Source organism: Desulforamulus ruminis DSM 2154 (assembly GCF_000215085.1).
Classification (GTDB): domain Bacteria; phylum Bacillota; class Desulfotomaculia; order Desulfotomaculales; family Desulfotomaculaceae; genus Desulfotomaculum; species Desulfotomaculum ruminis.
On record NC_015589.1, the window covers coordinates 650,970 to 674,194 of the forward strand.

The window sequence follows — 23,225 nt, forward strand, 5'->3', positions numbered from 1 at the left end:
TACTTAATGGGAGAAAATATTTACAATGGAGGACAGAGGATGGAGTTAGAGTTAGAGAACCAAAAGGCGTTGGGTAAATGGACAAAAATAAAAGGTCGTATCAAAGGATTACCACGGTGGCTGAAGTGGACAACAGTAATCCTTTTGGGATTAGGCGTTTTGGCCGGGATTCTTTTCAGCAGGCCGGACTCCGGCAATGGGCTTCCGATGGAAACAGCCAAGGTGGAAAAAAGAGGCATTGAGCAGAGTATTGTAGCCAATGGCGGACTGGACTCCGAGAACAAACAGGAGTTTTTTACCCCGGAGGACAGCACCTTGATGGAATTGTCCGTGAAGGTGGGGGACCGGGTCCGCAAGGGTCAGGTATTGGGCCGGTTGGATACCATGGAGTTAGGACGTCTTAATGAAGAGGCCAATGCCAAGCTGGCCCAACTGGAGGCGGAGCTGGTACGGGCCCGGGCCAACGATGACGGATTAAATCTGGCCCATGCGGAGGCTGCCTTTAATAAGGCCAAAAATAAGCTGGAAAGGATTACCTACTTACATAAAGAAGGGGCGGTGACCGTGGAGGAACTGGAAGCCGCCAAAGTGGAATTTACTCAGGCTCAGGCCGATTATAAAGGAGCTGAAATTAAAGCCCGTCAGGGCGCCGGAGCCAAAGAAATCTCTTCCGTGGAAGCCCAGGTTAGCCTGGCTAAGCAAGAGGCAGCCAAGGCCAGAGAGCGCCTGGAATTGGCCACCTTTGTTTCCGATATGGACGGGGTGGTGCTTTTTGTGGGAGCGGAAGAGGGAAACCGGGTTTTGGAAGGAAACCGGATCCTGGTGGTGGGCAGTATGGATAAACTGGAGGTCACCGCCAATATTAATGAAATTGATGCCGGCAGCCTGCAGGTGGGTCAACCGGTGAAAATAACCTGTACCGCCCTTCCGGAAAAGGAGTTTAAGGGTGAGGTAAGCCGGGTGGCGGCAGCAGCCATTTCTCAGCAAAGCAGCCAGGGACAGTCCGATAATGTTCATGTTCCCGTAACAATAAAATTGCTGGGAGATATTTCAGGGCTTAAACCGGGTTTTACCGTGGATTTGTATATTACCACCATGAAAAAGCAGGAATTGCTGACCGTACCCTTTGAGGCATTGGTGGACCGTCAGGGAAAAAAGCTGGTTTTTGTGGTTGAAAATGGCGTGGCCCGGGAGCAGGAGGTAGAAACCCAGAAGGGTAATGAACTGTATGATGAGGTTGTATCCGGCTTAAAGAACGGGGATGTAGTAGTGCTCAACCCCCCGGCCGGCTTTAAGAGCGGCCAGCGGGTAACCGCAGGTGAGAAAAATGATTAGGGTTGTTGACCTGAAGAAAATTTATCATACCGGTTCCGTGGCGGTCCAGGCCTTGCGCAGTGTTTCTGTGCATGTGCAGCAGGGACAGTTTGTGGCGGTTATGGGGCCTTCGGGTTCCGGCAAGTCAACCTTTATGAACCTGCTGGGCCTGTTGGACCGTGCCACCTCAGGAACCTATCAATTAGACGGCCAGGAAGTATCCGGTTTATCTGATAATCAGTTAGCTAAGGTGCGTAATTTAAGAATTGGCTTTGTTTTTCAAACCTTTAATTTACTACCCAGACTAACGGCTCTGAAAAATGTTGAACTGCCCATGCTTTATGCCGGGATAAGACCGGCAGAACGGCGGCGTAGGGCCATTACCGCCTTGGAGCGGGTGGGGCTGGGTGACCGCATTCATCATCAGCCTAATGAATTATCCGGCGGGCAAAACCAGCGGGTTGCCATTGCCCGGGCCCTGGTGAATCAGCCCTCGGTAATTCTCGCCGATGAGCCCACCGGAGCCTTGGACACCCGGTCCGGGGAGGAAATTATGGCCATTTTCCAGCAACTGCACCGTGAGGGAGCCACCATTGTGCTGGTGACCCACGAACCGGATATTGCCAGGCATGCTCAACGAAATTTACATTTCCGGGATGGTCTGCTGGTCCGGGATGAAATGATTGCGGACCCGGTGGATGCACGCCAGGTGCTCACTTCTTTGGCTGAAGAGGTGAGTGTAGGATGAATTTTGCTGAATACATTGTTGTTGCCCTGGAGGGCATTCGCAATAGTAAGCTGCGGTCGGTCTTAACCACCCTGGGTATTGTGATTGGCATTGCCGCAGTCATTGCCGTGGTTGCGGTGGGCCAGGGAGGGCGTGCCCTGCTGATGAAGGAAATGGAGAGCTTCGGCACCAATATGTTTGTTGTCTATGTAAATTCCCAGGAGGGCGAACCCATTCGACCCAATGATATCCAGGAAATGGATGTCAAAGTAATTAAACAGTTGGTTCCTGAAGTCCAATACCTGACTCCGGTATGCTATTCCAGCGACAAAGTCCGTGGTACCCAGGGGGAAAAGAGTGTTCAGGTGCTGGGTACAAACTCGGATTATGCCGGGATTAAAAACTTCGAGACCCGATGGGGAAGATTTTTCAATGAAAGTGATAATGATGCGGGAAGACGGGTTGTGGTGCTGGATGAGGAACTGGCCACAGGAATATTTGGCCCGGAAAATCCCGTAGGGCAGCGGGTCATGATCGGTAAAAACTCTGCACTGGTGGTGGGAGTGCTTAAAAAGAAAGATTCCGCCCTGGGTTTTGATTCCAGGATGAGGGCCTATATCCCCCTGTCCTACTGGAAGTATTTAAATCCCCAGACAATTATCTACGAATTAAACGGCGGATCTGCCAGCAAAGAGCAGGTTTACCAGGCCATGGACCGGACGAAAAAAATTCTGGAGCGGAGGCATAACGCCCCTAACCGTTACATCACCTTCAGTATGGAACAGGAGATCCAGGCGGCCAACAAGATTACGGGCATTATGACCCTGGTAATCGGGGCCATTGCAGGAATTTCCCTGCTGGTGGGGGGGATTGGCGTAATGAATATTATGCTGGTCTCAGTGACCGAAAGAACCCGTGAAATTGGTATTCGCATGGCCCTGGGAGCCCGAAGACGGGATATTTTGGTGCAATTTTTAATCGAGGCCATTGTTCTTTGCGTGTTGGGCGGAGTGATCGGCATTATTTTAGGTTACGGCGGCGCTTGGATTATTGCCAAGGTGGCCAAGTGGCCTCCCCTGGTTTCCTGGTGGATTGCTCTGGGTGCGTTCCTCTTCTCGGCGGGGGTGGGGGTGTTTTTTGGTATTTATCCTGCCAACAAGGCCTCCAAGCTGGACCCGATCCAGGCTTTACGAAGGGATTGACCGTTGTAAGAACAAAAATTTCTGCAAAAGCTGGGCTTCCGTCACACCATCCGGTATGGTCGGAAGTCCTCTTTTGTGTTTAAAATAAAGGAAATGATTGAATCTCTGCAGAAAGAATGCTGAAATAGATTTTGGAGGCAGTCCATGAAAAGCGATAGCCCAATGAGTATAAATCCCTACCTGATACTTTTGCTGGGAGTACTGGCATCCGGGTTTTCCAGTATTTTTACTAGAATGGCCGAGGCGCCACCGCTGATTATCGCCTTTTTCCGGCTGGGATTTACGGTTTTGCTCATTGGTGTGCCTACTTACGTCACCGGGCGCGCTGAGCTGGCTAAAGCCAGGCCCAGGGACTTAAAACTGGCTTGTCTGGCCGGAGTGTTTCTGGCGTTGCACTTTGCCGTATGGATTACCTCCTTGCGCTATACGTCCATTGCCAGTTCCACTGTCCTAGTCACCATGCAGCCTTTATTTGTCATCATCGGAGGCTATTGGCTGTATCAAGAACGGATCAATGCCGTGGGGCTGCTGGGAGCCGTCCTGGCCCTGGCCGGCAGTGTTGTTATCGGAGTCAGTGATTTTCGTTTGGGAGGTCAGGCCCTCTACGGAGACCTGTTAGCCTTTTCCGGGGCCATTTTCCTAGCCGGCTATGTGCTCATTGGCAGGGAACTGCGGGCCAGGATGTCTTTGCTTCCTTACACCTTTATGGTTTATGGAGCAGCAACTCTGGTACTGCTGATTTTAAACATGGTCGTTCAGTCGTCCTTCTATCCTTATCCTTCTATGACCTGGGTCTGGTTTCTGGCCCTGGCGGTGGTGCCCACCATCTTTGGGCACTCCATCTTTAGCTGGGCTTTAAAATATGTTAAGGCGGCGGTGGTGTCCGTCAGCATTCTGGGAGAGCCGGTGGGGGCAACCATTCTGGCTTATTTAATCTTTGGTGAAGAGCCTGCCCTGCTGCAGTTGGCAGGGGGGCTCGTCATCATTGCTGGATTATATATTTTTATTTCTTCCCAGAATCAACAGGGTGGCATGGATAAGCAGCTACCCTTACAGGAGGGGTAAAATTTGCGGTTACAGATTATCCACACATCGGCGGGCCTTACCGCAGCAGCCTGGGCCAAAGGAAAGCTGCTGGGACTAACGCTGCCCCATGAAAACCTTGAATCGGCAGCCGATACCCTGAAAGGATATTTGAAGCTACCCTTGCGTGGGATGCTGCCCCTGCTGGAGCAAACCGATCCTTGCCAGCAGCGTCTGGTCCGGGATTTGGAGCGATATTTCTCCGGTGAGGCGATTTCTTTTGACGTTCCTCTGGATTGGGACCGTGTAACCCCTTTTCAGCAAAGGGTTCTCAAAGTGGTTGCGGAAATTCCCTACGGAAGGTCTTTAAGCTACGGTGAAGTTGCCAAAATGGCTGGTTGCCCCAGGGGTGCCCGGGCTGTTGGCGGGGCCGTGGGGGCCAATCCTTGGGTTTTAGTGGTTCCCTGCCACCGGGTGCTGGCCTATGGTCATGGCCTGGGCGGGTTTGGCTGTGGTTTAGCCTGGAAGGAAAAACTTTTACAATTAGAAAAAATCTCCTATCAAAAATAGCCGTGCATAAGCCCGGCTATTTTAGGTGCCGGCCATAAAATTTTTAAAGGGCCGGAGGTGTGCTGAGGCGAGGGAACTTCAGGTTTTAGCAATTAAAATTTATAAAATGGTAATAAATACCAAACAAAAGGCATATACTTTTCTGAGGAAGTTTTTTTAAAAGGAGGGGTATTGTGCCTAGAATTTTAATACCCGCTGTGTTGTTCATCGTTTTGCTGATTCCTTTGTCTCCTGCCGGTGCTGCTCCTGCCCTGGCCTTGGACGGGCAGTTGTTGGCTTTCCAGGAAGAACCGGTGATACTGGAGCAAAAGGTGATGGTTCCCATCCGACCTATTTTACAGGAAATGGGCTGGCGCTTAGCCTGTGACATGGAGGAAGGGGTGGTTTATGCGGAAAGGTCTGCGAACAAGATACAGATCTTCCTATGGCAGCCTGCAGTGGTTAAAAACGATGCGGAAGTAAGTTTGACTGCCGTACCCCAACTGATTTACGGACACACCATGATGTCCCTGGAGGATATCTGTAGATTAACCGGAGCACAGGGAACCTGGGATGCCCAGTTAGAGCTGGCCTCTTTCTTTTCACCCGTTGAAATGACCAGGGAAGGCGTAGTAAGAAGCTTATTGGCTGCGGACAGGCAATTGATGCGTGTAGAATATTATAATAACCAGGATTTTCTAAAACACTGCAGCATTGCCCCCTCTCCTAAAATCAACAGCAAAGAAGAATTGATAAATTTTTTGGGATCTTACTGGTCCCCGGAATATATCGAAAGAATTTGGCAGGCAGGTTCCCGGGAAAATGTTTTTATAGGCTTTTTTAGAGACGGGGTGACTCCCCTGGACTATCAAAAGGAAATTTCGGTAGTGGAACTTGCCGGAACCCAAGCCAGGATTGAGGCCAAACTGCCTGTGTGGTGGGGAGGAGAAGGAGATGCAGAACAATTTGTAAACCGGGTTTACACCCTAATAAAAGACCCTGAAGGGAAGCTGCTTATAAAGGATATTCAAATTGAGGAGTAAAACCAATGAAGGACCGGCCAAAGGCCGGTCCTTCATTGGTTTTACTGGATATTATTCTTTTGTTCCCTGCAGGACAAAAAGGTTTTACAAACCTGGCGGCCAATGGGAGCGCCCATCATGGTTGCAATTCCCAGGCCAAAGGCAAAAGCTGTGGGAAAAACCCACCAGGAATGGTGTGTACTTTGCGAAAAGTTTTTCATATAAATCCCTCCATTATTATTTTATCTTAATGGAGAAGGTTTATCCTGTTGAAATTATGCATTCCATTGTATTTACTACCATTTATTTCGTTTGGACCATCTTGAGAGTATAATATAACCGACAATCAAAAGGAGAATAATAATTTTTCCCATGGTTATCACCCCGCTATAGGCATTTTCGTGATCTGTAATAAAAATCCTTGTTCATATAAGAAATATTAAATGTTTTGTTCTGGGTTATCAGGAATTATTTCACTGTAATTTTTTTATTTCCTTTTAATCGGTTCATGGTATAATCGACTACGGAAGGAGGGAATCCGGCAAATGCGCAAAATTAAAAGAAACATGGATAGAAAATCCATGGACAAGGTTAGACAGGAAAGATTAGAGAATGCCAATAATGGTTTTAAAAAAATTTTACTGGCCTTCAGCGGCGGTTTGTTACTTATAACAGCAGTAATTTTTGCAACCCGTATGTAAATGAAAAAACCCGGTCGCCGGGTTTTTATACTTTCTATAGGAATTTAAAAAACATTCTTCAAGGGGCAGGAGGGTTCTCCTCCCCGGAAAAAGAATGTCGCCCCGGAGGCAAAGGGCGACAGGCATAAGGAGGAGGTATGTTTGTAGGTTAATGAGCTTTTAAATCTTGACATTAAATCATGTGCGGCATTTTTGTTTTTTAGAACCGGTAATAATGTCCATAATAAGTAAAGACAGAGACCATACCCGGCTCCTTGATTGGCAGGGGGTTATTCAATCAGAAAATTTTCTGATTTGAAATTACTATAGTATCTACCGGAGTAAGCTGTAAATTTTAATACACAATAATCCGGGTCTGTTACACCTAATGGATAATATATGGTATCTCCTTCACGCCAAATCATTTCTTTAGAGGCATGATCTTCAAGGACCTCCATGGTTCCCTTTAACATTACACCTCTAAAAAATCTTTTGTCGCAGAAGTATACACTTGATTTTGAATTTTTTCTATACTGTCCTGCTCTCATGGATGAAGTGTTGGTAGTAAAATAAAGAACCTTAATACCCTCTCTCTTGCGAGGAGGCAGCATGGCTTTCATATTAGGAAAGCCTTCGTCATCTACGGAACTGATAAAAGCAATACCCTGTTTATCAATTATGTTGCCTATTGTTTTTTCTGCATCTCTCATTTTAATACACTCCTTGTAACGAAATGATATAAGAAATATATCATTTCATAACTAAATCGTACATAACATACTTTTTTGCGAGATATTTTCCTTTTTAAGCCAAAAGCCTGATGTTCCATGTAATCGGTAGACACTATGTCTTTTATAATAATAGACCTTGGTCCTCCAAATATAATTTTGAATAGTGTTGCGTAACTTATCTACAAAACTAAAAAAGCTCAAGCTCGCTTGAACAAAAGAGCCTGAACATATAAAACGACGGCCGATGTTTGGACATTCCGGAAAGAATGTTTCCAAACATCAACCGTCGTTCAATGTGGAAAGTTAGGTCAAAAAAGATGCAGGTCATTCGCTGGCCCGTCTATTTAACCTCCGAATCCTTAACTTACTTCAATTTGGTACTGCAAATCGTTCCCGTTGTCCGATTGGCAAAGGTTACCGCCGTTCCCGTTATATCGATGCTGCCTATCCGCGTGGTGTCCGAAGTTTTAAAAACCACGGCACCCGACTTATCAAAAATCATAATCCGGTACTTTGACAGTTCCGTTTCCTCAAAGGTGCAAATCAGATATTCATTTTGATCACCGGCAATTTTCATTCCTTCTAACACTGCCCCGTCGTTTACGTTTTTACCGTCATCATCGTAAAGGTTTCCATTTTCGGCATTCTCCCAGTAGCCCTTTCCGTTGAGAACTGCAAAGCTCCGGATTTCGACGGACGGCTGTGTTAGCTGCTTAACGAATTCTTCGTTTCCATTTTTTATGGAAATCCGATACAATGCGCCTTCACTCACGTAATACAGATAGTCCCCTTCCTGCTGGAAGCCCATCGCTTCGTGCCTGCTCATTCGTACCGTTTCATTGGTATTGATGTTCACTCTGTAAATGCCGTTCTTCTCTGTCGCATCTTCCTTCATATTGAAGGCGAGGATATAGAGATTTTCTCCGTCGAGAACAACATCATCCGATCCGCCGCCGCCTCTTCCGTCAGGCTCCACCTTCCAGGACCAGCCATAGAGATAATCCTGATCTCCAACCGGAATGTATTCCTCGCCAATTTTCCTGTAAAGGTTGCCTGAACCTGGCGCGTGTCCTGTCCAGTAGGTAAACACTTTATCACCAAAGGTTTTGACCTTGCTATAGCCGTTTTGTAGTTCCGTGGTGCTGCCGTCATCGTTGAGCCTGAAGATGTGGTCTGACCCCATTATTGCGCCGCCTGTATGATAAAACAGGTGTGCCTCTCCGTTTTCAACATAGAGTCTGACATAATATAATACGTCGTTGACGGGCAACTGATAAACTGTTTTTGTCTTTGTGGGATCGGACAGCAGCGCCTGTATGATCTGTCCTTTTTTCCCTTGATAGTAGATATATTTTTTTGTCACCGTAGTGCTGTTTATCTTCCCGTCGTCATCCTTCAATATGTCGCTTCCGCCGAAGCTCGTTTGTTCAAGCTTGGGGTTGTCGGATTTGATGATGAGCCCTTCCTTAGGACTGAAATTGTAATCCCAGCCAAATTCATTGACTGCAAACTCCCAGGTCATGGGAAAATAAGTAATATCTCGGAAGGACAGGAACGGATATTGTTGCTTAGTGTTGTCCACGACCTTACCGTTGACTTTAATCGGAAAGGTCGCCACTGTCGCCTTGTAGCTTCCCTTGTTTGTCGTCGACGAAGAATACGGCAAATACGCAGCGGTGATGTCTGTTTTCTCAATGGCAAGTCCCTCCGCATTGCCCTTCCACTGTGTTTCCAGTCCGAGGACGCGGCAATCATTGTAGGTCATGGGGAAATATGTGATATCGTTGTACACGATAAAGGGATATTTGCTCTTACCAAGATCGATCTTGACCCCATTGACCGTAACAGGATAGGTCGGCACTGAGATGGTGACGGTCTTTGCCGTCTGTGCTCCATAGACCGATACCGGCAGCCCTGTTGTAACTAATACTGTGATTACAAAAAGTGCCAATAATTTTTTCGTCTTTCCTTTTATAATATCACCCCCCTATTTACCTTTTCTTTTGATAGAGATTTTACACACTGCCATAATATCAGTTCTTCGCTTTTAACTCAATGACCATGTCTTTTGGTAAAAAAACGTAACATTTTTCTTAAGTTTCAAATTATACTGGATTCCGGGCTCGTTTAGGAGATTTTACTTTTTTTATTAAGAAATAAAATATCAAAGTCCACGAAGCAGGTTTGTGATACATCACAATCTCTAAAAAACAAAACAAGCCAAACATCTTACTGTCTGGCTTGCTTTGATATCTTTCGATAAAACTGGCGGAGCTGACGGGAGTCGAACCCGCGATCTCCTGCGTGACAGGCAGGCATGTTAGGCCACTACACCACAGCTCCAAAAAATGGTGGGCGATGACGGGATCGAACCGCCGACATCCTGCTTGTAAGGCAGGCGCTCTCCCAGCTGAGCTAATCGCCCTTACGTGACTCGCAAGACTTATATTAACAAAATTACAACGGATAGTCAATGTTATTTTTACTCAAATTTATTTTTTCTCCCATTTATAGAATATTGCCCCGCAGTTGCAGCCGTAGGTAACCCGGTCCGTTTTTATCCCTTCAATGATGCTGAGAATGGTTACAGGGCCGTCGGCAGAGTATAGATAAGATTTACATTGGGGGCAATATTTGTTGAATCCCCGTTGTTTACCATAGATATAGGCGATGTCTTTATCCGCTGTGCAATGTACAGAAAAAGAACCGTAGTTATAATGGGAAATGTGGTGTTCATCCAGTAGGGCACGGATATTCAACAACATGATTTGCCGCTGCCTTCCGTTCTTAGTTTTGAGAAAGGTAAAGATGGATGTGTAAACTTCATTCACTTGAGAAGGGAATGGCAATACCCTGCAAGACAAAAAAATTCCTCCCTTTTGTACAATGGCCATAAACATAGTATAAAGATAGTATATACAATGGGTGCCACTGGCAAACTTGAGGAGGAGATCATGCATTGACTTGCGTATGCTTTTTTGCTAATATATTTTTTATTACGGGCGATTAGCTCAGCTGGGAGAGCGCCTGCCTTACAAGCAGGATGTCGGCGGTTCGATCCCGTCATCGCCCACCAGACAGGCTGCTATAGCTCAGTAGGTAGAGCGTATCCTTGGTAAGGATAAGGTCACCGGTTCAATCCCGGTTAGCAGCTCCATATTTTTCTTCGGTTTTGCCTTGAGCAAAACCTTTTTTTATTTTTAAGCATTGTCAAGTGCTACATTTTAAGCGGAAAATTAATTAAGCAAGCTGTTTTAAAGGGTTATTTGGCGGGAGAATCCAACAATTTGTCGGCTTCCTGCAAGGTGCAGGGAATTTCGTGGGTCAAGGTCATGGCAATGTTTTTCAAGTGTTCGCTAATTTTTATATAACAGTTCATTAAATCCGTTTGCACAAGGCTAATGGATTCTTGCTCCTCTGTATCTTTTTGCATACGGGCGATATGGCTCATTTGCAGGCGGAATTGAAAATCAACCAGGTTTTCCTGTGATTCCTTGGCCTTATCCGCCATATAGCAATTGTTGGTGGCAACGGCCGTATTCACAACCTGAAGTAATTGAACGGTTTTTTGATGCAGGAGCAGCATTTCCTTTTGATCCATAGGATTAAATTCCAGGTTTTTCATGGTCATATTCTCCGCTTTACCAATGATATTTCTTTCCACCACATCCCCGATAAACTCATATTCCCGTACAATATGGATCAGTCCCATGGCACGGTTAAATTCATCCTGGATTAAGTGATGCCTTAATAATTTGGTAAGATAGTCGTTGGTGGCCAAAGACAACCGGTCGACTTTATCTTCCTTTTGCAGAATTTTATCCGCTTTATCCTGATTGAAGGATTGCAATAAGGGATAGATGGATTGAACCATATCCTGGATATGATCGGAGATATGAATAATTTCTTTTGTAGCCATGCCAATGGCCAGGTCGGGGCTGGACAACAGATTTTCATCCAGGTACTTGGGTTTCACTTGGTCAAGGTCATCCTTTCTATCCGGGACCAGGATTTCAAGAGCCTTGGCAAAGTACTGAATAAAGGGTAAGAATAGTATGGCCATGGTAATATTAAAAAAGGTATGGGTATTGGCCACCTGAAATCCGGGGGAAGCGGTGAAAGAAGAAATCAGTTTGGATAATTGGCTGACGAAGGGGAAAAAAAGCAATACCCCGGTTATTTTAAACAGAAAATGGGCGATGGCTACCCGTTGAGACTCCCGGGATGATCCAACACTGGACAGCAGGGGGGTAAAGCTGGTGCCGATGTTTGCCCCGAGCAGCATATAAATGGCCGGCTGCAGAGCAATCATATGCTGCATGGCTAAAAGCATAATGATACCAATGGTGGCGGCGCTGCTGGACATCAGAAAGGTGAAGAGGGCTGCCAAGGCAATATCCAACAAGGGATGATTGCTGATGTGTATTAAAATTTGACTAAAGCTTGGGTCGTTTTTTAGTGGGGACATGGTATCGGACATAATTTTTAAGCCCAGGAACAATAGGCCAAAGCCGATGATGGCCAGGGCCATGCGTTTTCTGCGATTGGTTTTGGACCATAAAAATAAAAAAGTGCCTATGCAAATGATGGGAAGGGACAGTTCCGTTACTTTCAAGGCAATGAGTTGAGCGGTGACGGTACTGCCGATGTCCGCCCCAAGAATAACCGCCAAAGCGTTTCTTAAACTGATGATGGAAGCGCTGGTTAACCCGATGAGCAACACCGTGGTGGCGGTGCTGCTTTGAAATACCAAGGTAATCAGCGTACCCAGGGCCAACCCGGAAACTCTGTTTTTAGTGAGATAAATAATTGTTTCGCGAAATTTTTTACCGGCTATTTTCTGTAAATTATCTTTCATTAAGGACATGCCGTATAATAAAAAGCCTACCCCGCCGATCATACTGAAGACCGTATTTTGCCAAGTCATAAGACCGCCCCCAATGAAAAAAATAATGTTAAAAAAATGTTAATTTTATTAAGGATATGTAAAATAATTAATTCGTGCAAGCTTTAATTATAATTATATTAAGTATAAATTCTTAAGTAAAAGCCCTTTGACGAGGTTTTTCTTCTTTTGTTAACGGTTCCGGGGCTTGCATAATCAACGAGCTTTTGGTAGTATAGCTATGGATCAATTTCCACTTAAAAGGAGCAAGGTTTGCTTTCCTTATATACGCTACCGTGGCTCAGTTGGTAGAGCAGCTGATTCGTAATCAGCAGGTCGCCGGTTCAAATCCGGCCGGTAGCTCCAAGGTTATTAGGCTGAAACAGTGCAGGATCGTATCTGTTTCAGCCTGATTTTTTTATGCTGCACTGAAAACAATGTCAGATGAAGTATTGATTAAATTACCGATTATTTATATTTTATATGCCTTCTGGGCGATAAAGCGAATTTACTGCATTGACCTAATGATAGTGCCATGATAAAGTAAGTTAAAGAAAAAGGGAGTGTATTGATGTCGGTAATTCTGTAAGGATTTAAGTTAAGCGCATGAGATGAGCAGTTGTTCTGCTCTTGTTTGTGTTGTCAAAACTGCCTTACAGATTGAACGAACATCCATTTTTATAATGGTGTAATTTGTAGCGCAGTAGTATACTGCGCTTTTTTGTTTTCTTTCTATAGGGCGAAAATTAGAAAGGAAGATTATCATGTATTCATTTACAGACCAGTTTATGTCCAACGATAAAAATGCAGAGTTCTTAAAAGCCACTATGATGGGGCCAAACGCCATGCGATTGGCAGAGGAATTGGCGTCACACCTGAACATCAAAGAGAATATGCGAATCCTTGACCTCGGTTGCGGGTGCGGTCTTTCCACACTTTTGTTAGCAAAAAAATATGGTGCGTCCGTTTTCGCTGCCGACCTTTGGATTTCGCCCACTGAAAACTATGAGCGTTTTCAGTCTATCGGGATTGAGGATAAGACTGTTCCGATTTCTGTAGACGCGACCAAAGGTTTGCCTTTTGCAAACGGATATTTTGACCTGTTGTTCACCGTCGATGCCTATCATTATTTCGGTGATACGGCAGAAATGCTCCCGTCGCTCATTCCTTTTGTGAAAAAGGGCGGCTATATCGCCGTGGCTATTCCCGGATTAAAATACGAATTCGGGGAAAATATTCCCGAGGCAATGCAGCCGTTTTGGAATAGCGAGGTGGAAAGAACCTTGCACTCTCTTGATTGGTGGAAGGATTTATGGCAGAGAGCAGAGGGCATTGAAATGGTAGACATTCGTGAAATGGCTTGCTGCAAGCAGGCATGGAGAGAATGGCTGACCGCCTACCATCCCGTTGTCGCTGGTGACATCAAAATGATGGAGGCCGAGGGCGGCAAGTATTTTAATCTAGTTCAGTTGATTGCTAAAGTCGTTTAATTATATTTTCCGTGTTGCCGTTTACCTTAGTGCCCAAGGGCGCGCCTAATAAGCATAATGCCAAGTCCACGAAACACCACTTACAAAATATGGTATTATGAGGCTGCTGTGGAGGCGGGAACAGAGGCAATTCATAAGAAATAGGTGTACTTTCAAAAAACATGTCCAAATTGAGGACATGTTTTTGCTTTTGCTTGAATGCCATTACAGTGAAGCGTCCAGGACTCGAACCATATCTTCCGGCAAAGGGATTTGAAAAGATAAAGCCTGGCTTGTTCTCGGGTGCAGGAAACTGATTTGGTCGGCGTGTAGACAGTGCCGTTTTATTTGGGCCATAGGACCGCCGTAAAGTTGATCTCCCACTAAGGGATGCCCCAAGTGAGCTAAGTGGACTCTGATCTGATGGGTCCGGCCTGTTTCAGGCATTAAACGGATCATTGTACAGGTTGGAAAATGTTCTAGAACCTTTATGTAGGTTACCGCCCGTTGGCCTTCCCCGGAAATTTGCCGCTTGGTGGTTTTTCCCTCACATTTCTCCATCGGTAGATCCACACAGCTTGGCAGGTCCCTGAAGCTTCCGTGAACCAGCGCGATGTAGGAGCGGGATAGTTTTTTCTGCTGCCTCTGAAGAAATATTTTTTGAGCGCTAAAAGAGTTTTTAGCCACTAAGACAAGCCCCGAGGTGTTGCGGTCAATCCGATGGACCGGGTGAAAGCTTGCCTGCTGCCGCTCCTGAGACCAGTGATAAAGAAGCCCGTTGGCCAAGGTTCCCGAGGGGTGGGCCAGGGTGGGATGGACGCAGAGGCCGGGGGGTTTATTGACCAACGCCATATCCTGATCTTCATACAGGATTTCCAGCGAGAGCGGTTCCGGTTTTAAATAGGGATTATCCGGCGGGGCGGGATAAAACAAAACCACCTCATCGCCGGTGGCCACCGCCTTGCGCCAGGTGGCCTCGTACCCATTGCACAGGATTTTCCCCTTGTTTCTGAGCTTTTTAAGGGCTCTGTCGGAGATATCCATGGATTTAAGAAATTCTCTTATGGGTTTGCCATGGTGGATTTCTTCTACTTTTAAGACAACTTGATTGTGTGCAAAATTCAATTCAGTTCCCCCCATAGCAGTTCTGCTCCCTGCCAAAAGAATCTATCCTGATTATACACGTAGTTTTTTAGGTTGTTAAATCATTTTCAATGGAAAGAGGAGAACGGCTTAAAAATGAGGAATTTATAAAAAAACATAGGATTAGCGCCGTAATCAATCTGCAGCCGGAGTTTGCTAAATAAGGTCATTTTTAAGTATAATTTTAAAGTCTGCAGAAAGAGCGGACGGATCGTCTTTAATTTGTAGTGGATCCACTTTTTATTCGGCCAGAATCGGAGGATGTTAAACGTAGTATGAGTCAGATACTCAATGAAATTCAGAGAAGGAGAACTTTTGCCATTATCTCTCACCCGGACGCCGGTAAAACCACACTAACAGAGAAATTGCTTCTCTATGGCGGGGCACTGAGGCTGGCCGGCACGGTTAAATCCCGGAAGTCAAAACAACATGCGGTGTCCGACTGGATGGAGCTGGAGAAACAGCGGGGTATTTCGGTCACCTCCAGCGTGCTGCAATTTGAATATCAAGGGCATAAAATCAATATTTTGGATACCCCGGGGCATCAGGATTTCAGTGAAGATACCTACCGTACCCTGATGGCGGCGGACAGTGCCGTGATGCTGATTGATGCAGCCAAGGGTGTGGAAGAACAGACTAAAAAGTTGTTTCATGTATGCCGTAAAAGAGGGATCCCCATTTTTACCTTTATTAATAAAATGGACCGGCATGGCAGGGAACCCCTGGACTTGCTGGATGAAATCGAAAAAGTATTGGATATTAAATCCTATCCCATGAATTGGCCCATTGGCCGGGGCAGGGAATTTACCGGTATTTTTGAGCGGCAGACTGCCAATATTGAACTTTTTACCGGCAACGGCCATGGTTCCACCGTTGTGCCCACCCGGCGGGGGGATTTAACCGATCCGGCCATTGTGGGGTCCATGAGCAAAGCGAGCTATGAGTTATTAGAGGAGGATTTGGAACTGCTGGATATGGCCGGGGATCAGTTTGATCTGCAGCAGGTTGCCAGAGGGGAACTGACTCCGGTTTATTTCGGCAGTGCTCTTACCAATTTCGGCGTTAGGGCCTTTTTAGAGTCCTTTATTCAATTATCTCCGTGCCCCCATGAAAAGGACTCCAGCAGTGGGCCAATAAACCCGGAACAGCAGGAGTTCTCCGGCTTTATCTTTAAAATTCAAGCCAATATGGACCCCGCTCACCGGGACCGCATTGTCTTCTTGCGTATTTGTTCCGGGGTATTTAACCGGGGCATGATGGTTAAACATGTTCGTACAGGCAAGAGTATCCGTTTATCGCAATCGAAACAATTTATGGCCCAGGATACCAACACGGTGGAAGTGGCCTACCCGGGAGATATTATTGGTATCTATGACCCGGGTGTATTTCGGATTGGTGATACCATAACGGAAAAAAGTAAATTTTCCTTTGAAGCCATTCCCAAATTTCAACCGGAACTTTTTGCCCGGGTACACCTGCGGGATGCCATGAAACGCAAGCAGTTTGTTAAAGGGATTGAACAACTTACGGAAGAAGGAGCGGTGCAGCGTTTCCGGCATCCGGATGTTGGACTGGAGGCACCCATTATCGGGGCTGTGGGCATGCTGCAATTTGAGGTGTTGGAGTACCGCCTCACCCATGAGTACGGCGTGGACATCCAACTGGATCACCTGCCCTTTACTTTGGCCCGCTGGGCCGCTGGAGATAATCTGACGCCTCCCATGTTGAAATCCGCTGACAATCTGGTTTTAAAAGATGATGACGAGAATCTGGTGGTCTTGTTTAGAAATCAATGGTCTTTTAACTGGGAGGTAGAGAGAAACAAGCGGGTAACTTATCTGGAACAACCTCCGGCCTAAGGGAATTTTGTATTGTTTTAAATTTTCATAAAATTAAAGGGAATTGCTTCATGAGATCGAATTAAAACAGTAAAATTGTTCTAAATATTAAAAGGAGAGACTTGCAGGAGGTGATGTCATGGATGCAGGAATCATGATGATTCTTTATATCCTTTGCCTGCCATTTCTTATTTTAGCCATTGACAGAGCATAAAAAGGGTAATGCCGCCTAAATGGGCGGCATTTTTGTATGGGATTCTATTTTATTTCTCCATTTATTTTTTGGATTGGTCAAAGGATAAGGTATTATAAGCTTCCGCCAGTTCTCTTAACAGAGATTCATTATCCGCATCCAAGCAATTTCTTTGATTCAGGTTGACACAATTTTCAATAGGACATTTAAAACAACTCATGATTTGGCATTTAATGCATTCGCAACTGAAACAATTAGCCCAATCCATTTGTTTACAACCTACTTTCATTACAAAATAAAAAAACAGAGATGAATCCCCCTGTTTTTAGTTTTGGCAGCCTGGCAATCATACCGAACTTGGCTTAGACCCATGGCTTTGCGCCCCCATTTTTCAATGGATTTGCCTTTTCATACTATTTAACTAAGTAAATTATCAACCGAATCTTATCTACATTTTATAGAAAAAAACAGGTTTATTCAATATTTGTGTAACAATTTTAAGAAAAAAGCCAACCCATTATTGAGGGATTTTCAAATTTTTATTATTTATATTCATGTGTATTGTATTCATGCTAGAGGTCCGTTGAAATATTCTTTTTCTTGCTCCTATAGTAAAAATCTTAAAAAATATGCATCTCAGTTCATACGCAAGGGCACACGGTGTTTACCGCCGTCCTTGTTTGTTTTTAAAGAGAAATAACTAGGGGGAAGTTGTTCTATGTCCAGGAGCGTATTAATAAAATTATGAATGATATTAGTCTGGAAAAGCTGAATTCCGGCAGCGAGCTGGAATCAAAATAGATATAAAATAATATTTGTTTTTAATTTAAACCTAGTTTAAATAATAATTTTGTATACAGTTGTACAAGACACAAAAAGGTATCAATGAACTCGATGGATGCAGGTTCGTTGATACCCTTTTTACACTAGACAGTTATTTCAGGCATTAACGGATAACAAATATCTGTAAACAATCTTAATTCCCTCGCCAATTTAGGAAAATGACACTCTCCAAGAAGAGTTGCGATGCACTTTACAAATAGCAGAAGGCCTGCATCGCAAGCCCCCTGAGGTCTTATTCTTCTACTTTTTCGGTATCGTCCCCATATCCTTTTTCTTCCTGATATTGCTCCTCATCCCCGTGACCGCTTTCATCCTCTAGGTCGGTCTGTTCTTCTTCCGCCGGTGTGACTTCCCCGGGGTTAGCTTCTTCTTCCAGGCATTCCGCTACCGCCTTAAACAGGATTTTATAAACTTCCGCAGTATTTTCAGCCAGAGCCTGTAATCCCTGAATTTTAGGTTCTATTTTTACTTCCTTGGCCTCAAAGGCCTGTTCCAGTACCATCAGGGTCAACTCTGCGGCAATTTGCGCTGTGTTGTTTCCATCAGCCATCCGAACACCTCCTCTCAAAAAATTTGCTGAATACTTCTACAGAAAGAATGGAAAATCCTGTATTTAAAAACACAAATTTAGCGGGCCCGTTGCGTTCTCCAAAATAAATAAAAGTAGGGGCTGAATGTTATAAGGGCAACCAATAAGATTTCCATATGCACTTCCCCTTTCAATTTTTTATTGAGTGATACTATATCATTTAAATATTTTATTTTAAAATTATTGATAAAAGATTAAGACTTTATGAACTTTTAAAAAAATAGTCTTGAAATACAGCCTTGACGATGTTTTTTATGACACGATATACTCAAAAGTAAGATTTTAGTTCAAGAAAAAATGCTTGTAGGATGAAAGGTGTACTATGAACATCGGTATTGATTTAGACGGCACTGTAGCGGATAATCTGGAGCTTTTGGTTGAAACCTTAAATCAACATTGTGGAAAAAGACTGGTTGGCGATGAAATACGTCAGTATGACCTATGTAAAACCTACTGTATTTCTGAAGAGGAATTTATTGAATTAATGGAAACCAAAGAAGAAGAAATTATTGTGCAAAGCCCGGTTGTTCCCATGGCCCGGGAATATATTGAAAAATTAGCCGGTCAGGGATGGCAGATCCACATTATTACGGCCCGGCATCCCAGGTATCATGAGATTACCAGGAAGTGGCTTGAAAGAAACGACATTCCTTTCTGCGGTCTGCATTTGCTGAATTCCCATAACAAATTGCAGACATGTCAAAACTTAGGGGTTAAAATGATGGTGGAGGATAACATACACAACGCCTATCAGTTGAAAGCCGGCGGGATTCCAACCATCCTGTACGAGGCTCCCCATAACCGTTATTGGTCCTGGCAGGGAACCCGCTGCAAGACCTGGAAAGAAATATACCAGACTATTGAGACAAAATTGGATAAATAACCGGAAGATTTAAAAAGCATTCTCGAAAAGGGAATGTTTTTTGTTTTTCCAGGGTTTGAACAGGAATTATCATTTTTGTAACGAAATACCTATCATGCACGCTAAGATACAGTTGCTGGGAGTAGTCGAATACCTGTAAGGCGGAATTGCAGGAATTCGAGTGGTTTCAAAAGAAGGAGGGTCCTTATTGAAAAAAAGGTTATTGATAATTCTTTCTATGCTGGTGGGTCTATGGGTGCCCATGACTTCCGCTTGGGCAGGTCCCTTTAAAGATACTGCCGGCCAGTGGTGGGAACAGCCCATTGCCGAATGTTATGCCGCTGATCTTTTAAGCGGAAAAAGTGCCGGGATCTTTGCGCCTAAAAGTCCCGTAACCCGGCTGGAGTCCGTGGTTATATTAAACCGGGCCCTGGGTCACCGGAGTGAGGCGGATACTTATAGCATGTCCCAGGGTGGCTACAACTTCCCTGCTAATTTTCCGGAATGGGGAAAAAAGAATGTGGCCTTTGCGGCGGATCAAGGTTACATTTCCAAGGCCGGAATTGCTAGTATGGAACCTAAACACTCGGCCAGCAGAACAGAAATTGCCGTACTGTTTGCCAATGCCTTAAAATTATCGGCAGACGGTTATGAATTAACCTTTGCCGACAAGTCAGCCATTCCAAGCAATTTACAATCTTATGTGGCGGCTGCGGTAAAGCACGGGATTATGGTAGGCAAGGCCGGCAACAAATTTGATCCCAATGCCAGTGTAACCCGGGGTGAAATGGCGGCCATTATTGCCCGTCTCTTTGAAAATGGACAAATCAACCCCAATCCGGACCAGTATTTTGTAGCTGCAATCAGTTCGATAGACACGGCGGCTAAAAAGATTACCGTGGTTAAAGGGGGACAAACCCTTACCTACAGTCTGGCTGCGGATTCCGTTCAGTATCGTAACGGGGCTCAGAGCAATTTAAGTTCCTTCAAAGCCGGAGAAAATGCCAAAATCGTGCTGAATGACAGCAAAGGGGTAAGTTTTCTGGCTTACACCACAGCCAGTCCGTCCGCCGGAAACATCTCCATCACCACCAACTATACGGGTACCATCCGGGGGCTGATATCCGGAAACCCTTGGTCCTTGTCCTTCCAGCCGGATAGTGGAACCTTAAATTCTTATCCTTTGCTGAGCACCGTAAAAATTACCCAGGGTGGGGCAGCTAAGGATTTGACGGCTTTAACCAACGGTGCCAGAGCGGAAATTAAGGTGACCGGAGGCAGTGTGGCCGAGATTAATTTGCTGAACACGGTATCGGGAAATGAAACCAAGGCTTACGTGGTCAATATGTACCTGGATTATATGACCGTTCGCTACGATGACGGAACCACCCAGGAAATCAACAAGTCTTCTGTAGCTTCCGGCTTCTATCAAATGCCCAGGGGGCAAAGAATTGCCATCAGCAAAACGGGAGGGGTTATCACCGGCATTACTCCGCTGGATGAGGTAAGAAAGATTTTTGGCGAAGTTGTCAATACCGGCAGTTCCGGCATCACCATCGAAGATCTGGACGGTTATGAGCGGGCCGTTGACCTGGCCAGCGGCTACCGGGTAAAGGATGAAGAGGGAGATACCATCGATCTGGACGACCTGGAAAAAGGGGATGAGGTGGAGATTGAGATCAACAGCCAGGAGGATGCGGTGACCATCCGGCTGACCGATGGAGGCTCTTCCTCCTCCTCTGATCTGGAAGGGGAAGTTATGGATGTGGATACTTCCGGGGACTACAGCATTAAAATTAAGAAAGCCAACGGCAGCACCAAAACCTATGATGTGGAAGATGACGTGGACGTTTATGACGAAGATGACGACGACCTGGACTTTGACGAGATTGACGAAGGGGACTATGTGAAGTTAAAGCTGGACAGCAATGATGACGTAACCCGGATTAATATCCTGGATGTGGAAGTGCTGGAGGGGGAAGTAACCGAACTGGATACTTCCGGAAGCCTGGGCATCACCATTGAAGATTCCGATGGGGATGAAGAGGATTATGAGGTGCTTTCCAAGGTAGACGTCTGGGAGGACTCCAAAAGCCGGGATTTCGACGATATTCGTGAAGGTGACCGGGTTCGCCTGATCCTCAATGAGGACGGGGATGTTTATCTCATCAACATCCTGGATGAAGATGATTCCGACGACGACGACGGCACCTATAAAGGGACTCTGGTGGGTCTGGATATTGACGACGACGAGCTGAAGCTTAAAAAGAGCGGAAAAACCACTACCTACACCTTGGCCAGGAAGGTGGAGGTGGACGACGGGGATTTGGAACTGGACGAATTGATTATCGGTTGTGAGGTTGAAATCGAGGTTGAGGACGGAGAAGTTGAGACCATAGAGGTGACGGACGACGAGGATATAGAAATTGAAGGTGAATTATATCGTATCGGGTCAGACCATATTCAACTGGAGCAGGAGAACGGATCGGACTCCCCCGCAAGGCACAAGTTTTATTTTGACGACGACGCCGATCTGGAGGATGACGAAGGGGATTCCATCGATATCGATGACTTGGAAGATTTTGAAGGAGATGACGTTGCCATCGAACTGGAAGATGGCAAGATCGTTTACCTGGAAGTGAAGTAAAGGGTCGCAAAAAAACCGGAATGGTTGGATTGCGCAACCCTTTGTTTTCCAAAAAAATAAATAAAAAGAGAATAGAACGCGGATTTTACGGATTTCCGCGGATTCTCACGGATTTTATAATTTATAATAAAATCCTTGTAGATCCGTATCATCCGTTCAATCCGTGTTCTATTTCTTATCAGCCCGGTTGTTCGCCGGGTATCTGCCGTTCTTCAAGCGCTATGCAAAGTCGTTTTGCCACTGTCCCTTTTTTTATCTTTTATATCCTCCGAGGCTAAGGAGGGAATCGTAGAAGTCCAGTTCAGAAACCTGCAAATCGTCCCTAGGGTCTTCGGAAGGGGATTTATAAACCTGGCCGGTGGCTAAACTGGCCATGTCTCTTTTAATCAATAAACGAATATACTGGCTCCGGTTGGTTTCTTCAAAGGAACCTCGATTGATCTGAGTAATCTTTTTATCCAAATATTCAATTAGATCTTCCGGTATACTAATGGTAATGGTTTTGTGCCTGCGCATGGTATGGCCTCCTTTGCTTTGCTGGACTGGTTATGCTATATCTTATGTTGAATTATTAAGATTAAATAACCTGAAATGGAAAAAGCAAGTAAAATTCTCTTTTATATAAACCGATTTTCATGCCTGGCTAATATCAGAAAAATTACCAGTTATACCTCTGCAAGATGGGATAATAATATAGGAAGGAACATTTGAAAAGGAGGTTGCCATATCGTGTATAGCCCAAGAGAAATGGGCCTCAGGATTAAGCAGGCCCGCGAGAACAGGGCCAAAAGAAGCGGCCAGCCCTTTACTCAAAAAATGCTGGCCTTTAAGATAGGAGAAACATCCAAGTGGGTACAAAAAGTTGAAAAAGGAAACTTTTATCCCGAGTGGGATCCCCTTAATTTAATAGCAGATACCTGCGGCGTTCCTCTGGATTTTATTACCGGGGAGAAGCTGGAAAGTGAAGTTGATTATGAAGAAGCCATTCACGGTGGACGGGTGGCAAGAACCATCAAAAACGAAGAATTGCATGTTTAATTGGCAGGGATATTTTACAAAAATAATGAAGACTTCCGCCTGAATTGGGCGGAAGTCAAATATTTTACAATTAGTATCTGTTTTTAATGTCTTGGAAGCATTCACGACAGTATACGGGTTTGGTACCGCTGGGCTGGAAGGGAACTTGTGTGGCAGCGCCACAATTGTCGCAGATGGCGTCATACATTTGACGTTGAGTAGAACGGTAACCATCATTACCCTGGGTACGCTGTTTACGTGCAGCCCGGCAGGCAGGACAACGGGAAGGATCATTTTGGAAGCCCTTCTCGGCATAAAACTCCTGCTCCCGCGCAGTAAACACAAAATCGGCTCCACAGTCACGGCAATTTAAAGTCCTGTCAGAAAACAAACCTATCTCCCCCGAATAATGGAACTCCCTAAATTTCACGGTGCCAACCCTGAACTACCCAAAAGGACACCGATTAAATTTCGGAGGGGATAGCCGAGAG

The 23,225-nt window shown here is 45.2% G+C and carries 21 protein-coding genes, 5 tRNA genes and 1 riboswitch; of the genes, 15 read left to right on the forward strand and 11 right to left on the reverse strand.

Annotated features, from left to right (window positions below):
- Positions 1-39: 39 nt before the first annotated feature.
- From DESRU_RS03160 to DESRU_RS03185, 6 genes are all read left to right on the forward strand, one after another.
- Positions 40-1,335, forward strand: a complete 1,296-nt coding sequence (locus DESRU_RS03160) for an efflux RND transporter periplasmic adaptor subunit (protein WP_013840680.1) — start codon at positions 40-42, stop codon at positions 1,333-1,335.
- Positions 1,328-2,062 (forward strand): ABC transporter ATP-binding protein, encoded by a 735-nt coding sequence (locus tag DESRU_RS03165; protein ID WP_013840681.1) that lies wholly within the window; start codon positions 1,328-1,330, stop codon positions 2,060-2,062. The genes DESRU_RS03160 and DESRU_RS03165 overlap by 8 nt, the downstream gene beginning before the upstream one ends.
- Complete coding sequence (locus DESRU_RS03170) at positions 2,059-3,243, forward strand: ABC transporter permease (RefSeq protein WP_013840682.1); 1,185 nt, start codon at positions 2,059-2,061, stop codon at positions 3,241-3,243. The genes DESRU_RS03165 and DESRU_RS03170 overlap by 4 nt, the downstream gene beginning before the upstream one ends.
- A gap of 144 nt (positions 3,244-3,387) precedes the next feature.
- A complete protein-coding gene (locus DESRU_RS03175) occupies positions 3,388-4,308 on the forward strand; it encodes a DMT family transporter (protein ID WP_013840683.1) in 921 nt (306 codons plus the stop codon).
- Positions 4,309-4,311: 3 nt separating this feature from the next.
- The gene (locus tag DESRU_RS03180; RefSeq protein ID WP_013840684.1) at positions 4,312-4,836 is read left to right on the forward strand and encodes a methylated-DNA--[protein]-cysteine S-methyltransferase; all 525 of its coding nucleotides are present in this window, start codon (positions 4,312-4,314) and stop codon (positions 4,834-4,836) included.
- Between the two features lie 173 nt (positions 4,837-5,009).
- On the forward strand, positions 5,010-5,858 hold the full coding sequence (locus tag DESRU_RS03185; protein ID WP_013840685.1) for a stalk domain-containing protein: 849 nt from the start codon (positions 5,010-5,012) through the stop codon (positions 5,856-5,858).
- A 41-nt stretch (positions 5,859-5,899) separates the two neighbouring features.
- On the opposite strand, the gene DESRU_RS20700 is transcribed toward DESRU_RS03185, so the two are convergent.
- Entirely contained in the window at positions 5,900-6,058 is a 159-nt protein-coding gene (locus tag DESRU_RS20700) for a hypothetical protein (RefSeq protein WP_013840686.1), read from the reverse strand.
- A 324-nt stretch (positions 6,059-6,382) separates the two neighbouring features.
- Between DESRU_RS20700 and DESRU_RS20705 the strand changes: the two genes are divergently transcribed.
- On the forward strand, positions 6,383-6,538 hold the full coding sequence (locus DESRU_RS20705) for a hypothetical protein (RefSeq protein ID WP_013840687.1): 156 nt from the start codon (positions 6,383-6,385) through the stop codon (positions 6,536-6,538).
- A gap of 269 nt (positions 6,539-6,807) precedes the next feature.
- Here DESRU_RS20705 and DESRU_RS03190 read toward each other — a convergent pair whose 3' ends face one another.
- The 5 genes from DESRU_RS03190 to DESRU_RS03210 form a co-directional block, all read right to left on the reverse strand.
- The gene (locus DESRU_RS03190) at positions 6,808-7,227 is read right to left on the reverse strand and encodes a pyridoxamine 5'-phosphate oxidase family protein (protein ID WP_013840688.1); all 420 of its coding nucleotides are present in this window, start codon (positions 7,225-7,227) and stop codon (positions 6,808-6,810) included.
- Between the two features lie 385 nt (positions 7,228-7,612).
- Positions 7,613-9,199, reverse strand: a complete 1,587-nt coding sequence (locus tag DESRU_RS19705; protein ID WP_013840689.1) for a DUF5050 domain-containing protein — start codon at positions 9,197-9,199, stop codon at positions 7,613-7,615.
- Positions 9,200-9,514: 315 nt separating this feature from the next.
- Positions 9,515-9,591 (reverse strand) — tRNA-Asp (locus tag DESRU_RS03200).
- 6 nt (positions 9,592-9,597) lie between these two features.
- Positions 9,598-9,673: transfer RNA gene (locus tag DESRU_RS03205), tRNA-Val, on the reverse strand.
- 67 nt (positions 9,674-9,740) lie between these two features.
- Positions 9,741-10,079: a hypothetical protein gene (locus DESRU_RS03210; RefSeq protein WP_187290608.1), complete on the reverse strand. Its 339-nt coding sequence runs from the start codon at positions 10,077-10,079 to the stop codon at positions 9,741-9,743.
- 169 nt (positions 10,080-10,248) lie between these two features.
- On the opposite strand from DESRU_RS03210, the gene DESRU_RS03215 reads away from it, so the two are divergent.
- Both DESRU_RS03215 and DESRU_RS03220 read left to right on the forward strand, forming a co-directional pair.
- Positions 10,249-10,324: transfer RNA gene (locus DESRU_RS03215), tRNA-Val, on the forward strand.
- A gap of 5 nt (positions 10,325-10,329) precedes the next feature.
- Positions 10,330-10,405, forward strand: a tRNA-Thr gene (locus tag DESRU_RS03220).
- A gap of 105 nt (positions 10,406-10,510) precedes the next feature.
- Here the strand turns inward: DESRU_RS03220 and DESRU_RS03225 are convergent.
- Positions 10,511-12,175, reverse strand: a complete 1,665-nt coding sequence (locus DESRU_RS03225; RefSeq protein WP_013840691.1) for a Na/Pi cotransporter family protein — start codon at positions 12,173-12,175, stop codon at positions 10,511-10,513.
- Positions 12,176-12,423: 248 nt separating this feature from the next.
- Between DESRU_RS03225 and DESRU_RS03230 the strand changes: the two genes are divergently transcribed.
- Together DESRU_RS03230 and DESRU_RS03235 are read left to right on the forward strand one after the other, a co-directional pair.
- Positions 12,424-12,499 (forward strand) — tRNA-Thr (locus DESRU_RS03230).
- Between the two features lie 398 nt (positions 12,500-12,897).
- Entirely contained in the window at positions 12,898-13,623 is a 726-nt protein-coding gene (locus DESRU_RS03235; RefSeq protein WP_013840692.1) for an SAM-dependent methyltransferase, read from the forward strand.
- A gap of 204 nt (positions 13,624-13,827) precedes the next feature.
- Here DESRU_RS03235 and DESRU_RS03240 read toward each other — a convergent pair whose 3' ends face one another.
- Positions 13,828-14,727, reverse strand: a complete 900-nt coding sequence (locus tag DESRU_RS03240; protein ID WP_041275273.1) for an RluA family pseudouridine synthase — start codon at positions 14,725-14,727, stop codon at positions 13,828-13,830.
- Between the two features lie 293 nt (positions 14,728-15,020).
- Between DESRU_RS03240 and DESRU_RS03245 the strand changes: the two genes are divergently transcribed.
- Positions 15,021-16,604 carry a peptide chain release factor 3 gene (locus tag DESRU_RS03245; RefSeq protein WP_013840694.1) on the forward strand — a complete coding sequence of 528 codons (1,584 nt, stop codon included), beginning with the start codon at positions 15,021-15,023 and terminating at the stop codon, positions 16,602-16,604.
- Between the two features lie 502 nt (positions 16,605-17,106).
- A riboswitch (cyclic di-GMP riboswitch) is annotated at positions 17,107-17,191 on the reverse strand.
- A gap of 660 nt (positions 17,192-17,851) precedes the next feature.
- Here DESRU_RS03245 and DESRU_RS03255 read toward each other — a convergent pair.
- On the reverse strand, positions 17,852-18,169 hold the full coding sequence (locus DESRU_RS03255; protein WP_013840696.1) for a hypothetical protein: 318 nt from the start codon (positions 18,167-18,169) through the stop codon (positions 17,852-17,854).
- A 361-nt stretch (positions 18,170-18,530) separates the two neighbouring features.
- Between DESRU_RS03255 and DESRU_RS03260 the strand changes: the two genes are divergently transcribed.
- Positions 18,531-19,091: a 5' nucleotidase, NT5C type gene (locus DESRU_RS03260; protein WP_013840697.1), complete on the forward strand. Its 561-nt coding sequence runs from the start codon at positions 18,531-18,533 to the stop codon at positions 19,089-19,091.
- Between the two features lie 187 nt (positions 19,092-19,278).
- Entirely contained in the window at positions 19,279-21,717 is a 2,439-nt protein-coding gene (locus DESRU_RS03265; protein WP_013840698.1) for an S-layer homology domain-containing protein, read from the forward strand.
- 252 nt (positions 21,718-21,969) lie between these two features.
- Here the strand turns inward: DESRU_RS03265 and DESRU_RS03270 are convergent, their stop codons facing one another.
- Positions 21,970-22,233 (reverse strand): ribbon-helix-helix domain-containing protein, encoded by a 264-nt coding sequence (locus tag DESRU_RS03270; RefSeq protein ID WP_013840699.1) that lies wholly within the window; start codon positions 22,231-22,233, stop codon positions 21,970-21,972.
- A 213-nt stretch (positions 22,234-22,446) separates the two neighbouring features.
- On the opposite strand from DESRU_RS03270, the gene DESRU_RS03275 reads away from it, so the two are divergent.
- Positions 22,447-22,755: a helix-turn-helix domain-containing protein gene (locus DESRU_RS03275; RefSeq protein WP_013840700.1), complete on the forward strand. Its 309-nt coding sequence runs from the start codon at positions 22,447-22,449 to the stop codon at positions 22,753-22,755.
- A 70-nt stretch (positions 22,756-22,825) separates the two neighbouring features.
- Here DESRU_RS03275 and DESRU_RS03280 read toward each other — a convergent pair whose 3' ends face one another.
- Positions 22,826-23,125 (reverse strand): zinc-ribbon domain containing protein, encoded by a 300-nt coding sequence (locus tag DESRU_RS03280; protein ID WP_013840701.1) that lies wholly within the window; start codon positions 23,123-23,125, stop codon positions 22,826-22,828.
- Between the last annotated feature and the right edge of the window lie 100 nt (positions 23,126-23,225).